The sequence below is a fragment of the Nocardiopsis sp. NPDC055824 genome (assembly GCF_053616335.1).
This window is the reverse complement of the sequence record NZ_JBSHDN010000179.1, coordinates 1-13038: the sequence shown is the minus strand read 5'-3', so window position 1 is coordinate 13038 and position 13038 is coordinate 1. Positions and strand designations below refer to the sequence as shown.

10 protein-coding genes, 1 pseudogene and 1 riboswitch are annotated in these 13038 nt (G+C 72.3%); of the genes and pseudogenes, 7 read left to right on the top strand and 4 right to left on the bottom strand.

Going from position 1 to position 13038, the window contains the following annotated elements; all coding sequences use genetic code 11:
* Nucleotides 1-99: 99 nt before the first annotated feature.
* The 3 genes from ACWGL3_RS25760 to ACWGL3_RS25750 all read right to left on the bottom strand — a co-directional run bounded on the left by ACWGL3_RS25760 (nt 100) and on the right by ACWGL3_RS25750 (nt 4429).
* Nucleotides 100-1341 carry an amidohydrolase family protein gene (locus ACWGL3_RS25760; RefSeq protein WP_452461890.1) on the bottom strand — a complete coding sequence of 414 codons (1242 nt, stop codon included), beginning with the start codon at nt 1339-1341 and terminating at the stop codon, nt 100-102.
* Nucleotides 1342-1512: 171 nt separating this feature from the next.
* Nucleotides 1513-3114: an AbgT family transporter gene (locus tag ACWGL3_RS25755; protein WP_267946244.1), complete on the bottom strand. Its 1602-nt coding sequence runs from the start codon at nt 3112-3114 to the stop codon at nt 1513-1515.
* Nucleotides 3115-3154: 40 nt separating this feature from the next.
* Nucleotides 3155-4429: a metal-dependent hydrolase family protein gene (locus tag ACWGL3_RS25750; protein WP_267946245.1), complete on the bottom strand. Its 1275-nt coding sequence runs from the start codon at nt 4427-4429 to the stop codon at nt 3155-3157.
* A gap of 189 nt (nt 4430-4618) precedes the next feature.
* Between ACWGL3_RS25750 and ACWGL3_RS25745 the strand changes: the two genes are divergently transcribed.
* A complete protein-coding gene (locus ACWGL3_RS25745) occupies nt 4619-5644 on the top strand; it encodes an Lrp/AsnC family transcriptional regulator (protein ID WP_267946246.1) in 1026 nt (341 codons plus the stop codon).
* Between the two features lie 15 nt (nt 5645-5659).
* On the opposite strand, the gene ACWGL3_RS25740 is transcribed toward ACWGL3_RS25745, so the two are convergent.
* Entirely contained in the window at nt 5660-6556 is an 897-nt protein-coding gene (locus ACWGL3_RS25740) for a penicillin-binding transpeptidase domain-containing protein (RefSeq protein ID WP_267946247.1), read from the bottom strand.
* 271 nt (nt 6557-6827) lie between these two features.
* Nucleotides 6828-6928, top strand: a riboswitch (glycine riboswitch).
* Between the two features lie 145 nt (nt 6929-7073).
* Between ACWGL3_RS25740 and gcvT the strand changes: the two genes are divergently transcribed.
* The 6 genes and pseudogenes from gcvT to ACWGL3_RS25710 form a co-directional block, all read left to right on the top strand.
* The gene (gcvT, locus tag ACWGL3_RS25735) at nt 7074-8189 is read left to right on the top strand and encodes a glycine cleavage system aminomethyltransferase GcvT (RefSeq protein WP_267946248.1); all 1116 of its coding nucleotides are present in this window, start codon (nt 7074-7076) and stop codon (nt 8187-8189) included.
* Nucleotides 8190-8343: 154 nt separating this feature from the next.
* Nucleotides 8344-8724: a glycine cleavage system protein GcvH gene (gene gcvH, locus ACWGL3_RS25730; RefSeq protein ID WP_452461889.1), complete on the top strand. Its 381-nt coding sequence runs from the start codon at nt 8344-8346 to the stop codon at nt 8722-8724.
* A 7-nt stretch (nt 8725-8731) separates the two neighbouring features.
* Nucleotides 8732-10000 (top strand): serine hydroxymethyltransferase, encoded by a 1269-nt coding sequence (locus tag ACWGL3_RS25725; RefSeq protein ID WP_267946250.1) that lies wholly within the window; start codon nt 8732-8734, stop codon nt 9998-10000.
* A 78-nt stretch (nt 10001-10078) separates the two neighbouring features.
* Nucleotides 10079-11491 (top strand): L-serine ammonia-lyase, encoded by a 1413-nt coding sequence (locus tag ACWGL3_RS25720; protein ID WP_267946251.1) that lies wholly within the window; start codon nt 10079-10081, stop codon nt 11489-11491.
* Between the two features lie 441 nt (nt 11492-11932).
* On the top strand, nt 11933-12592 hold the full coding sequence (locus ACWGL3_RS25715) for a hypothetical protein (protein ID WP_267946252.1): 660 nt from the start codon (nt 11933-11935) through the stop codon (nt 12590-12592).
* 331 nt (nt 12593-12923) lie between these two features.
* A pseudogene (locus tag ACWGL3_RS25710) lies at nt 12924-13038 on the top strand (L-serine ammonia-lyase, iron-sulfur-dependent, subunit alpha); the annotation flags it as partial.

Sequence of the window (13038 nt, the reverse complement as noted above, 5' to 3'; positions counted from 1 at the left end):
CGGTTCCACGGTCGGAACCGGCCGCCGGTCCGGGGCTGACCTCCGGCGCGCGCCCCGCCCCTCTGCTCCGCATGGCGCCCGGGGGCCGCCGACCGGTCCTCAGGAGGCCCTGATGTCCTTCACGACCCGGCCGCCCTGCACCACCATCACCACGCGCCCCGGGTCCCCGAGCAGGGCGACGTCGGCCAGCGGGTCGCCGTCGCACACGACCAGGTCGGCGAGCTTGCCCGCCTCCACGGTCCCCACCCGGTCCGCCGTACCGAGCAGTTCGGCGGCGTTGCGGGTGCCCGCCACGATCGCGTCCATGGGGCTCATCCCGACCGACACCAGGTGGCGCAGCTCGTTCAGGTTGCGCCCGTGCTCGGAGATGCCCGCGTCCGTGCCCATGGCGACCCTCACTCCCCGCCGCACGGCCTCGGCGATCCGCTCGAAGGTGCGCTCGGCGAGGGCGCGCTTGGTCTCCACCGCCTTCCTCGTCATCAGGTGGACGCGGTCCTCGAAGTCGAAGGTGGCCAGCGTCGGGACCAGGAAGGTCCCCCGCTCCAGCATCAGGTCGATGCCCTCGTCGTCCACCAGGTAGCCGTGCTCGATGCTGGCCGCCCCGCCCAGGACCGCGTTGCGGATGCCCGCGGCGCCCTGCGCGTGGGCGGCGACCGGCCGACCGCCGTGGCGGGAGGCCTCCTCCACGATGACCGCGATCTCCTCCGTCGTCAGCCCCTCGTCGTCGGGGGTGTCCGACGGGCTCGACACCCCGCCCGTGGCGCACACCTTGATGACGTCCGCGCCGTCGCGCATGAGGCGCCGCGCGGCCACCCGCGCCTCCTGGGGGGAGTCGACGATCTCGGTCACCGACAGCCCGTGCGCGTGGGGGTCGTGGCCCGAGGGGAGCGTGAAGTCGGCGTGGCCGCCCGTGTGGCTCATCAGCCGCAGCGCCACACGCATGCGCGGGCCGGGCACGAGCCCGCTCTCCTGCGCGGTGCGGAACCCGGCGTCGGCCCCGCCCAGGTCGCGCACGCCGGTCACGCCCGCCGCCAGGGTGACCCGCATGCGCTCGGCGGTCTCCAGCGCGTGCAGGCTCAGCGGGATGTCGGCGTGGTTGACCGCCAGCGCCCGGCCGTCGGCCACGCCGAGGTGCACATGGGTGTCGATGAACCCGGGCAGGACGGTGCGCCCGCCCAGGGACACGGTCTCCGTCGCCCCGTCGGCCTCCGGGGCCCCGGCCGCGGGGCCGGCGTAGGCGACCGTGCCGTCCTCGACCAGCACGGCGGAGTCGGCGACCGGGCCGGCCCCGGTCCCGTCGATCAGGGTCAGGTCTCGGTACAGGGTCCTGGTGCCGGTCATGACGACTCCTCACGTCGGTGCTGCGCGGCGGCGCCGCGCGGTGCGGTGGTGCGAGTGGTGCGGGTGGTGTAGGTGGTGCGAGTGGTGCGGACGGTGCGCGTCCCCGGCGGGGAGCGCCCGGGACGTGCGGGGCCGGGGCCCGCGGACGCGGGCCCCGGCCGGGCGGTCGGATCAGATGCGCACGTTCATCCCGGGGCCGACGGGGATGCCGCCGAAGTAGAACACGGCCAGCACGCCGATCCACAGGACGGTGAACACGACCGTGAAGGGCAGGCACCGGGCGATCACGGTGCCGATGCCCGCCCTGGGCTCGTAGGCGCGCAGGAACCCCAGCATGATCACCAGGTACGGGCTGAGCGGTGACAGGACGTTCGAGGTCGAGTCGCCGATGCGGAAGGCGGCCTGGATGAACCCGGGCTCGTAGCCGAGCAGCGCGAACATCGGCACGAAGACCGACGCGAGCAGCGCCCACATCGCCGACCCGGAGATGATGAACAGGTTCACCATGAACGCCAGGAGGATGAAGCACAGGATCGCGCCGAAGCCCGTGAACCCGGTCGCCTCCAGGCCCTCCGCCCCCTGGATGGCGATCCAGCTGGACATGTTGGTCCAGTTGAACAGCGCCAGGAACTGCGCCATCACGAAGGCCAGCACGATGAACGGCGACATCTCCTTGACCGTCTGGCCCATCACGAGGGCCAGGTCCGCCCCCTTGCGGATGCTCCCGGTCACGACGCCGTAGGTGACGCCGGGGAGGAGGAGCACCATGAAGACGATGAAGACCACGGAGCTGAGCAGCGGGGACTCCGGCAGGAAGGCGCCGTCCTCGTTGCGCATCGGCGCCCCCGGGGGCAGGCACAGGGCGAGGACCGCCGCGGCGGTCAGCAGCAGGGCCGCCCCGGCCCGGCGCAGGCCGCGCCGCTCGGTGTCGGTGAGGTTCGGGTCCATGACCTTGGCCTCGGACTCCTCGGTCCCCGCCTCGGCCCGGACCTTGTCGCGGGCGATCCCCCGGCGGACCAGGGACGGCTCCAGGACGCGGTCGATCATGAACCCCGCAGCGAAGCTGAGGATCAGCGCGATGGCGAGGGTGATGAAGTAGTTGGAGATCGGGCTGACGTAGGTGCCCAGGCCCAGCGGTTCGGCGGCGGCGTTGGTGACGCCCGAGAGCAGCGCGTCGGTGCTGGTGACGAAGGGGCTGCAGCTGAACGCGGCCGTGGCCGCCGCGTAGGCGCCGAGCAGGCCCGCCACCGGGTGCCGCCCGGCGGCCTTGAACACCATGGCGGCCAGCGGCGGGATGACCACCATGGCCGCGTCGCTCATGATGCTGCCGGAGACCGCGACGAACGAGGCCACGTAGGGCAGCAGCCAGCGGGGGGCGCCGCCGAAGGCGCGCCGCACCAGCGCGGTGAGCAGCCCGGTCCGCTCGGCCACGCCGACACCGAGCAGGACGGTCAGCACGACGCCGAGCGGCGGGAACGACACGAAGTTGGTGACCAGGGACGTGGTCAGCCAGGTGATGCCCTCGGCGGAGAAGAAGCTCCTGACGGGTTGGACGCCGTCCTCGCTCCCGGGCACCTCGACCGTGGCCCCGCTGAGCGACATGACCGTCGACAGGACCGCGATGATCGCGAAGAGGATCAGGAAGAGGACGAAGGGGTCGGGGATCTTGTTGCCGACGCGCTCGATGCCGTCGAGGGAGCGCGCGAGGAGGCCGGGGCGCGCCTGGGCGGTCCCACCGCCGGTCGCGCCCTTCTTCGGGCTCTGCGTGGTCATGGTCACCTCACGGGGGGATGGGGGGCGGGGGCTGGGGGGCTCAGGCGGTGGCCGGCGGCCGGCCGGGGGCGGTGGTGTCCTTGTGGACGACGCCGTCCTTGACGACCACCGTGATGTTGGCCGGGTCTCCCGGCAGCGTGATGTCCTCCAGGGGGTCGCCCGCGCAGACGACGATGTCCGCGCGCTTGCCGACCTGGAGGGTGCCGACCCGGTCGGCGACGCCGAGGAGCTCCGCGGCCTCGCGGGTCCCGGCGAGGATCGCGCCCATGGGGGTCATGCCGTGCTCGACGAGCAGGGCCAGCTCGTGGAGGTTGCGGCCGTGCGGAAAGATGCCGGAGTCTGTGCCCAGGGCGACGCGCACCCCGGCGGCCACGGCGGCGGAGATGTTCTCGCCGAGGTGCTCCTGGAGCCTGAGCTTCTTCTCCACCGCGTAGCCCGCCGACTTCGCGGGGTCGGGCGGCGTGGTGGCGGTGGCCAGGGTGGGGACGAGGAAGGCTCCGTCGCGGAGCATCGCCTCGATGCCCTCGGCGTCGATCTCGTAGCCGTGCTCGATGCTCGTGACACCGGCGGCGAGGGCGTTGCGGATGCTGCGGGCGCTCTGGGCGTGGGCTGCGACCGGGATCCCGTGCGCGGCGGCCTCGCGGACGACGACCGTCATCTCCTCGATGTTGAGCCCGTCGTGCCAAGGGGTGTCCTGGGGGCTCCACACGCCCCCGCCGGCCATGACCTTGACGACCCCGGCGCCCTTGCGCATGACCTCGCGTGTGCCGCGCAGGGCCTCGGCGGCGCCGTCGGTGTTGATGGACACCGCGCCGCCGGGGCCCAGGACGGTGCCGAAGTCGAACCCGCAGCAGGTGCGGAAGTCGCCGTGGCCGCCGGTGGGCCCGAGCGCGCGGTACGCGGTGGTGATGCGGGGGCCGGCGACGATGCCCTCCTCGACCGCGCGGACCACCGCGAGGTCGAGGCCCGCGAGGTCGCGGACGCTGGTCACGCCGGCGTCGAGGGTGGCGCGCAGCCGGGGGATGGCCGTGTAGTAGCCGTAGTGCGGCGGCTGGTGGAGGAACGCGGCGGGGTTCATGCCGTCGCCCCCCATGGTCATGTGCACGTGGGCGTCGACGAACCCGGGGAGGACGGTGCCGCCGCGGGCGTCGATCTCCCGGTGCGGCGCGGTGATCTCGGGCGCGTCGGCGGCGGGTCCCATCCAGTCGATGCGGCCGCCGCGGGCCACGACCACCCAGTCCTCGCGCGGTCCGGCGCCGGTCGCGTCCACGACCGTCCCGTTGCGAAAGACGACAGCGGTGTCCTCCGAAGCCATCGGCGCCACCTTCACCCTTCTCCTCGCCAGATCTCGGACATTGATTCCATAATGCGAAATCAACACTCCGGCCATGGTTAACATTCTGGAAATACGCAGCTCAGGGCCGTTTGACGGCTGTGCGAAAACCTACGCTCGGCCACCCCTAAGATGCCCAGATCGCCGGAAAAGAGTTTTTCGAGGTCGCTGATGCAGGAATCCACCACACCCAACGAGTTCGACCTGTCGCTGGTCAACGCCCTGCAGATGGCGCCCCGCGCCTCCTGGGCCGAGCTGTCGCCGATCCTGGAGGCGGACCCGACCACGCTCGCGCGCAGGTGGAGGCGGTTGGAGGAGGAGGGGCTGGCGAGGATCGCCGTCTTCCCGCGGCAGCGCGTGATGGCGCGGCGCAACCTGTCCTACGTCGAACTCAGCTGCCGCAACGGCACCGTCGAGCGGGTGGCCGCCGCCCTGGCGCAGGACCGGGACACCCTCAGCATCCAGTTCGTGGCCGGGTCGCACCAGCTGATGCTCACCGTGGTCCCCGGCGCGGGACTGGCCGACTACCTGCTCAACTGGGTCGGCGGGTTCCCCGACGTGGTGTCCTACCGGGTGCACGTCGTGACGGAGGTGCCCCGGGAGGCCTACCTGTGGCAGGTCCGCGCCCTGTCCCCGCACCAGCGGCGCCGGCTGCGGGCCCTCTCCCCCGTGCGGGGACCCCGGCCGGGCGACGAGCGCGTCACACCCCTCGACCAGCGGATCATCGACCTCCTGTGCGTCGACGCGCGCCTCGGGTACCAGCACATCGCCGAACGCCTCGACATCGCGCCCACGACCGCCGCGCGGCGCGTCAACCGGCTCCTGCGCCAGGCGCTCGTCGGGCTGCGCTGCGACATCTCCCGCGCCCGCATGGGCTGGCACGCGGCCGCCACCCTCTGGGGAACCGTCGACCCCCGCGTCCTGGAGGGCGCCAGCGACCTGGGCGAGCGCATCCCCGAAGTACGCCTGTGCACCACCATCGCCGGGCCCGAGAACACCCTCTTCATCCTGTGGCTGCGCAACGCCCCCGACCTGACCCGGGTGGAGCGCCAGCTCCTGGAGGAGCTGCCCGGCCTGCGCATCGCGGACCGGCGGATGACCCTGCGCACCTTCAAGTTCATGGGCGGGGTGATGGACGCCGAGCAGCGCTTCACCCGATCGGTCCCCGTCCAGCTGCTCCCGGCCGGGACCCCCTGACGGCGGCGCGCCCGGTCAGTCCCCGGCGGCCCCGCCCGGCAGCGCGCCCAGCTCCACCAGCAGCTCCCGGGCCAGGGGCTCCCGCAGCTCCGCGTTCGCGTCGTCGTCCATCTCGATGCGCAGGGCGAACGTGTACAGGTCCTCCCCGCGCTCCACCCAGCCGACCCACCAGCCGGGGGCCGGATCGACGTCCACCGCCCAACCGCTCTTGGCGAAGAGCGCGTGGCCGTCACCCTCCTCCACCAGGGCGATCTCGCGCAGCGCCTCCTGGTGGGCCGCGTCCACCGGCAGCTCCGAACGGGCCAGCGAGGCCAGGAACTCGGTCTGCTCCACGGCGGAGACCTCCAGCGGACCGTCCAGCCAGAACCGGTCCTCCACGTCCTCGCCGCCGATGTCCCGGTTCCCGTAGTCGAAGCGGTCCACCCAGGCCGCCATCCGCTCGTGCCCCACCCTGCGGGCCAGCTCCTGGTAGACGGGGAAGTTCGAGGCGGGGAACGCCTCCCTCAGGGACATGTCCTGTTCCCATGCCTCGACGGGCTGCGGCCCGCCGCCGTGGGGCAGCACCTCGTCCAGTCCCGACACCGCGCCCGTCTCCAGGCCGATCAGGGTGTTGGCCAGCTTGAACGTGGACGCGGGCACCGCGCGCTCGTAGGCCGCCTCCGCCCCGACGAGGGTCGACTCCCTGGCACGGGTGTCGTGGAGCACGAACGTGCCCTCCACGCCGGCCTCGGCGAACACCGACTCCAGGTCCTGGCGCTCCACCGCGGCGACGTCGCCCCGCCGCTCGTGCGCGCTCGCCTCCAGCCGCCCCTCGGACGGCGCCTCCGGCCCGCCACCGCCGCCCTGCGCGCACCCGCTGCCCGCGGTCAGCCCGAGGACGCACGCCGCGGCCAGCACCGCCGTGCCGTGCACGGCCGCCGGCCGCCCCCCTCGGCGCGCCGCCCGCGCCCGTCCGCCCGTCTCCCGGTTCCCGTCGGCTCGCACCCGTCATCCCTCCCACGCAGGAAGTCCGTCCCCGGCTCACGCTAACCCCCGGAGCCCCCCTCCGCGACGGGTTCGGCCCGACTCCCGCGGCCGGGCAGCAGCTCCCCCCGGGGCCGTGCCGCGCCCCGCCCCCGGCTCCCGCCCCGGCCCGGGCACCTTTGGGGGCCGTGTGCGCCCGCTGCTAGGCTGAACGTGTTGCTGACCCCGTACGGGAGAGTGCCCGCGTAGCCATCTCGGGCCGCCGAAGGAGCAATCCCTCCCCACGACAACCTCTCAGGCACAGCGGACCGTACGGGCGAGACCACTCTGGAAAGCAGGGACCAGCGTCCCTCGCCGAAGGTGCAAGCCACGCCGAGCGCGCGGCGAAGCTCTCAGGCACAGATGACAGAGGGGGAGGATGGCAACGCCTCTGCACGACACGACGCCCATCCTCTCGGGAGTGCCCATGTCCGATCCCGCATCAGCGCCGCGCGCCACCGCGCTCCGCGAGGTCCACGAGAAGGCCGGCGCCACGCTGGTCGACTTCGCCGGATGGCTCATGCCGCTGCGCTACGGCAGCGAGACCGCCGAGCACAAGGCGGTCCGCGAGGCCGCCGGGCTCTTCGACCTCTCCCACATGGGCGAGATCCGCCTCACCGGCCCGCAGGCCGCCGAAGCCCTCGACTTCGCCCTGGTCGGCCACCTGTCCCAGGTCAAGGTCGGCCGTGCCCGCTACACCATGATCACCGACGCCGGGGGCGGCGTCCTGGACGACCTCATCGTCTACCGGCTGGGCGAGGGGGAGTACCTCGTCGTGGCCAACGCCGCCAACGTGCCCGTGGTCGCCGCCGCGCTGGCCGAACGCGCCGAGGGCTTCGACGTCGAGGTGGCGGACGAGTCCGCCGACCACGCCCTGATCGCGATCCAGGGGCCGCGCGCGGTCGAGATCCTCGCGCCGCTCACCGACGCGGACCTGGACGGCATCCGCTACTACGCGGGGTACGAGCACACCGTCGCCGGCCAACCCGTCCTGCTCGCACGCACCGGGTACACCGGCGAGGACGGCTTCGAGATCTTCGTCCGGCCCGCCGCGAAGGCCCCCCTGGTCTGGGAAGCCCTGATGGCCGAGGGGGAACGGCACGGGCTCGTCCCGGCCGGGCTGTCGGCCCGCGACACCCTCCGCATGGAGGCCGGGATGCCGCTGTACGGGCAGGAGCTCACCGCGGAGCTCACCCCCTTCGACGCCGGACTGGGCCGCGTGGTCAAGTTCGAGAAGGAGGGCGACTTCGTGGGCCGCGGTGCCCTGGAGGAGGCCTCCCGCACCGCCCGCCCCCGCCGCCTCATCGGCCTCGTCGCGCGCGGGCGCCGCCCGCTGCGCAAGGGCCAGGACGTCCTCCGCGACGGCGAGACCGTCGGAACCCTCACCAGCGGCGCGCCCTCCCCCACCCTGGGCCGCCCCATCGCCATGGCCTACGTGGACGGCGACCTCGACACCTCGACCGGCGCGTTCACCGTGGACGTGCGCGGAAGGGGCGAGGACGTCGACGTGGTCGAGCTGCCGTTCTACAAGCGGCAGCCGTAGCAGCAGGGGCCTTCACACCCCGAAGGCCCGCGCGCCCCGCGCGGCCGGATCCCCTGACCGGGGACCGGCACGCACGTGGCGCGACCGGGCGTAGGCCGGGCCGGGCAGCACAGGTGCACGGCAGGAAAATGGAACACCTCCAAGGAGAGTTGAAGTGAGCGTTCCCACGGAGCTGGGTTACACGGCCAAACACGAGTGGGTCGCGGTCGAGAACGGGATCGCCACCGTCGGGATCACCTCGTTCGCCGCCGAGTCCCTGGGCGACATCGTCTTCGTCGAGCTGCCCGAGGTCGGCAGCGAGGTGACCGCCGGTGAGCCGAGCGGCGAGGTGGAGTCCACCAAGTCCGTCAGCGACATCTACTCGCCGGTCAGCGGCGAGGTCGTCGAGGTCAACGAGTCCCTCGAGGACGCGCCCGAGACGATCAACACCGCCCCCTTCGAGGGCGGCTGGCTGTTCAGGGCCCGGCTCGCCGAGGAGCCCTCCGGGCTGCTCTCCGCCGAGGAGTACACGAAGCTGACCGAAGGCGAGGAGTAGGCCCCCGATGGCTACTGACAACACGCTCAACCAGACACTGGGCGAACTGGACCCCGAGGTGTCGGCCGCGGTCGACGCGGAGCTGGCCCGCCAGCGCGACACCCTGGAGATGATCGCCTCGGAGAACTTCGCCCCCCAGGCGGTGATCGAGGCGCAGGGCACCGTCCTGACCAACAAGTACGCGGAGGGCTACCCCGGCCGCCGCTACTACGGCGGGTGCGAGCACGTCGACGTCGTCGAGCAGCTCGCGATCGACCGCGCCAAGGCGCTGTTCGGCGCCGAGCACGCGAACGTGCAGCCGCACTCGGGCGCGCAGGCCAACACGGCCGTGTACTTCGCACTGCTCAAGCCGGGCGACACCATCCTGGGCCTGGACCTGGCCCACGGCGGCCACCTCACCCACGGCATGCGGATCAACTACTCCGGCAAGATCCTCAACGCGGTCGCCTACCACGTGCGCGACGAGGACGGCACCGTCGACTACGACGAGGTCCAGGCGCTCGCCAAGGAGCACCAGCCGAAGATGATCGTCGCCGGCTGGTCGGCGTACCCGCGCCAGCTGGACTTCGCCCGCTTCCGGGAGATCGCGGACTCCGTCGGCGCCCTGCTGATGGTGGACATGGCGCACTTCGCCGGCCTGGTCGCCGCCGGGCTGCACCCCAACCCGGTGCCGTTCGCCGACGTGGTCACCACCACCACGCACAAGACGCTGGGCGGGCCGCGCGGCGGCATGATCCTCGCGAAGTCGGAGTACGGCAAGAAGATCAACTCCGCGGTGTTCCCCGGCATGCAGGGCGGCCCGCTGGAGCACGTGATCGCCGCCAAGGCGGTCTCGTTCAAGGTCGCCGCGGGCGAGGAGTTCGCCGAGCGCCAGCGCCGCACCGTCAGCGGTGCGCGCCTGCTCGCCGAGCGCCTCACCCGGCCGGACATGGCCGAGGCCGGCGTCAAGGTCGCCTCCGGGGGCACGGACGTGCACCTGGTCCTGGTCGACCTGGTGGACTCCCGGCTCAACGGCCAGGAGGCCGAGGACCGCCTGCACGGCATCGGGATCACGGTCAACCGCAACGCGGTGCCCAACGACCCGCGTCCGCCGATGGTCACCTCCGGTCTGCGGATCGGCACTCCGGCCCTGGCCACCCGCGGGTTCGGCGACGAGGACTTCGCCGAGGTCGCCGACGTCATCGCCGAGGCGCTCAAGCCGGAGTTCGACGCCGACGCCCTGAGCGGCAGGGTCCGTGCCCTGACCGCCAAGTACCCGCTCTACCCCAACCTGTAGGGCGCCCGCCGTGCGGGGCCCCGGGCCCCGCACGGCACCCCTGCTCCCCGGGCCCTGTACTCAACGAGGAGGACAGCCATGGCCATCAGCGCGTTCGACCTGTTCAAGATCGGCATCGGGCCGTCCAGCTCGCACACGGTCGGCCCGATGAAGGCGGCCCGCACGTTCGCCACCGGGCTGCGCGAGGCGGGCACGGCCGACCGGACCGCCCGTGTCCGGGCCGAGCTGTACGGATCCCTGGCGCTCACCGGCAAGGGGCACGGCAGCGACACCGCCGTGGTGCTGGGGCTGATGGGCCACACCCCCGAGCACGTGGACGTGGACGGGGTTTCCGAGCTCGTCGAGGGGGTCCGGGACGACCGGGGCCTGTACCTGGGCGGCCCGGACGGGCCGCGGGTGGCCTTCGACCCGGCCGTGGACATCGACTTCCGCCGCCGGGAGAGCCTGCCCGACCATCCGAACGGGATGCGGTTCGCGGCCCTGGACGCCGACGGGGGCGAACTGGCCTCCAAGGTGTACTACTCGGTGGGCGGCGGCTTCGTCGTGGACGAGCGCGCCGCCGGAGCCGACCGGATCACACCCGACGCCACCGTCGTCCCGCACCCGTTCGACAGCGCCGAGGAGCTGCTGGCGATCTGCGCGGAGACGGGGAAGTCGATCAGCGCGGTGATGCTCGACAACGAGCAGGCGTTCGGACGCACCCCCGATCAGATCCGCGAGGAGCTCCTGGTCATCTGGACCGCGATGCGCCAGTGCGTGCGCCGGGGCGTGATGACCGAGGGCAGCCTCCCCGGCGGCCTGAAGGTGCCGCGCCGGGCGCACCGCCTGTACCGGCAGCTGGGCGGGAACTGCGACGAGGCGGGCCTGCTGGCGCCGACCGGGGTGGACCCCGACCCGATGCGCGGCAGCGACTGGATCACCCTGTACGCCCTGGCCGTCAACGAGGAGAACGCGGCGGGCGGCCGTGTGGTGACCGCGCCGACCAACGGCGCCGCGGGCATCGTCCCGGCCGTGCTGCACTACTACCTGCACTTCAGCCCGGGGGCCGGCGACGAGGGCGTGGTGCGCTTCCTGCTCACGGCCGCCGCGATCGGCATCCTGTTCAAGCAGAACGCGTCGATCTCGGGCGCGGAGGTCGGCTGCCAGGGCGAGGTGGGATCGGCCTCCTCGATGGCCGCCGCCGGTCTGGCGGAGGTCCTGGGCGGCACCCCGGCCCAGGTGGAGAACGCCGCCGAGATCGCCATGGAGCACAACCTGGGGCTGACCTGCGACCCGATCGGCGGCCTCGTGCAGGTGCCGTGCATCGAGCGCAACGCCCTCGCCTCCGTGAAGGCGATCAGCGCGACCCGCATGGCGCTGCGCGGCGACGGCAGCCACTTCGTGTCGCTGGACAAGGTCATCCGCACCATGCGCGACACCGGCCGCGACATGATGGACAAGTACAAGGAGACCTCGCGCGGCGGCCTCGCCGTCAACGTCATCGAGTGCTGATCGGGGCAGCCATCCGTCGCACCGGCCCCTGCCCGAGGGGCCCTTGGCGGCCGCCCTCCCACACGTTGTCAACAGCATGAAGGTGGGCTTCTTGCGGCAACTCGCAGACAACGGCGCTCGGACAGATCCTGTCCCCTGAAACCCGGTGACCAGGCAAGGAGCGGCTGAGCGGATGCAGATCCGGCCCATTGATGCGGTGTTGACAAAAATCGCGCACCGCAGTGCGCTCGGCTCTTTCAGGCGCGCATGTACCGTGGACACCAGTCGGACAGCGTGATGCCGCGTGAACCAGAGGGGCTGCGCGCACTGCGGCACCCCCGGACACAGCTGTGCCCCGGGTGGCGTGCTGAGCAGAGGCGGCCCGGGGCTTACGTCCTCGACGATACCACGCAGGACCCGGAACAGACAGCCTCCCCCAGGCCGAGACGGAAGAAGGCCCTGTTGAGCGACGACATGCCGGAGTGGATGTACACCGTCTACTCACGTCCGCGCCTGGCCCCCTACATCACCGCTTGCGACGGAGACTCCACCAGGGCGGCCCATCTGTACCACTGGAACGTCGCCGTCTCCGCCGCCTTCTACCGTCCCCTGCACGTCCTCGAACTGGCACTGCGCAACTCCATGCACGACCGGTTGTGCGACCGCTTCGGGCGGGCGGACTGGTGGCACGCGGCTCCGCTCCACCGCAAGGGCGTGCAGCTCGTCGCCCAGGCGAGGGACACCTGCCTCCGGCGGGGATCCCCCGCGAGCCCGGACGACATCGTCACCGAGCTGTCCTTCGGATTCTGGTCCTTCCTGCTGGTCTCCCGGTACGACCGCAGCCTCTGGCGCACGGCCCTGCACAGCGCCTTCCCCTTCTACGGCGGCCCCCGCGAGGACCTGCGCAGGCAGGTGGACTACCTGCGCACCTTCCGCAACCGGATCATGCACCACGAGCCCATCCACCACCGTCACCTGGAGGCGGACCACAGCACGATCTACCGCGTCCTGTCCTGGATCAACCCGGAGGCGGCCGGCGGAATCAGGCACATGGACCAGGTCCCCGAGGTACTCCTGGTCAAGGAGCAGGAGTGGCGGGGCGTCCTTCCCCCGAGCAACTGAGGAGAGCCACCGTGGACGAGAGCGGGCCGACACTCGTGTCACGCGCGCAGCTCGCCAGGCACGCCGGCGTCAGCCCCGCCGCGGTGACCAACTGGGTCGAGCGCGGTCCTGACCTCCCCGAACCGGCGGATTTCAGCGAGCGATCGGCGCTTCCCTCCACTCCTTGGACGACAAGGCCCGCCTGCACGCCGAGATAAGCAGGACGACGAGCGAACTACATGACGCTCTGGCCCCCATGCTGTTCTCCGGACAGGTACCTGTTTCGGCGATCGACACGTGATACACGCCAGCCCCTGGTAGGAGGGGAGCCCGTCAAGCGCGCAGGGCAGCACGCAGCCGCTTCGTGTCGCCGGACAAGGTCATCCGCACCATGCGCGACACCGGCCGCGACATGATGGACAAGTACAAGGAGACCTCGCGCGGCGGCCTCGCCGTCAACGTCATCG

Bases quoted from the DNA above. Each gene is read 5' to 3' on its own strand.
- ACWGL3_RS25760 (WP_452461890.1), bottom strand. From the start codon at position 1,341: ATGACCGGCACCAGGACCCTGTACCGAGACCTGACCCTGATCGACGGG.
- ACWGL3_RS25755 (WP_267946244.1), bottom strand. From the start codon at position 3,114: ATGACCACGCAGAGCCCGAAGAAGGGCGCGACCGGCGGTGGGACCGCC.
- ACWGL3_RS25750 (WP_267946245.1), bottom strand. From the start codon at position 4,429: ATGGCTTCGGAGGACACCGCTGTCGTCTTTCGCAACGGGACGGTCGTG.
- ACWGL3_RS25745 (WP_267946246.1), top strand. From the start codon at position 4,619: ATGCAGGAATCCACCACACCCAACGAGTTCGACCTGTCGCTGGTCAAC.
- gcvT (WP_267946248.1), top strand. From the start codon at position 7,074: ATGTCCGATCCCGCATCAGCGCCGCGCGCCACCGCGCTCCGCGAGGTC.
- ACWGL3_RS25725 (WP_267946250.1), top strand. From the start codon at position 8,732: ATGGCTACTGACAACACGCTCAACCAGACACTGGGCGAACTGGACCCC.
- ACWGL3_RS25720 (WP_267946251.1), top strand. From the start codon at position 10,079: ATGGCCATCAGCGCGTTCGACCTGTTCAAGATCGGCATCGGGCCGTCC.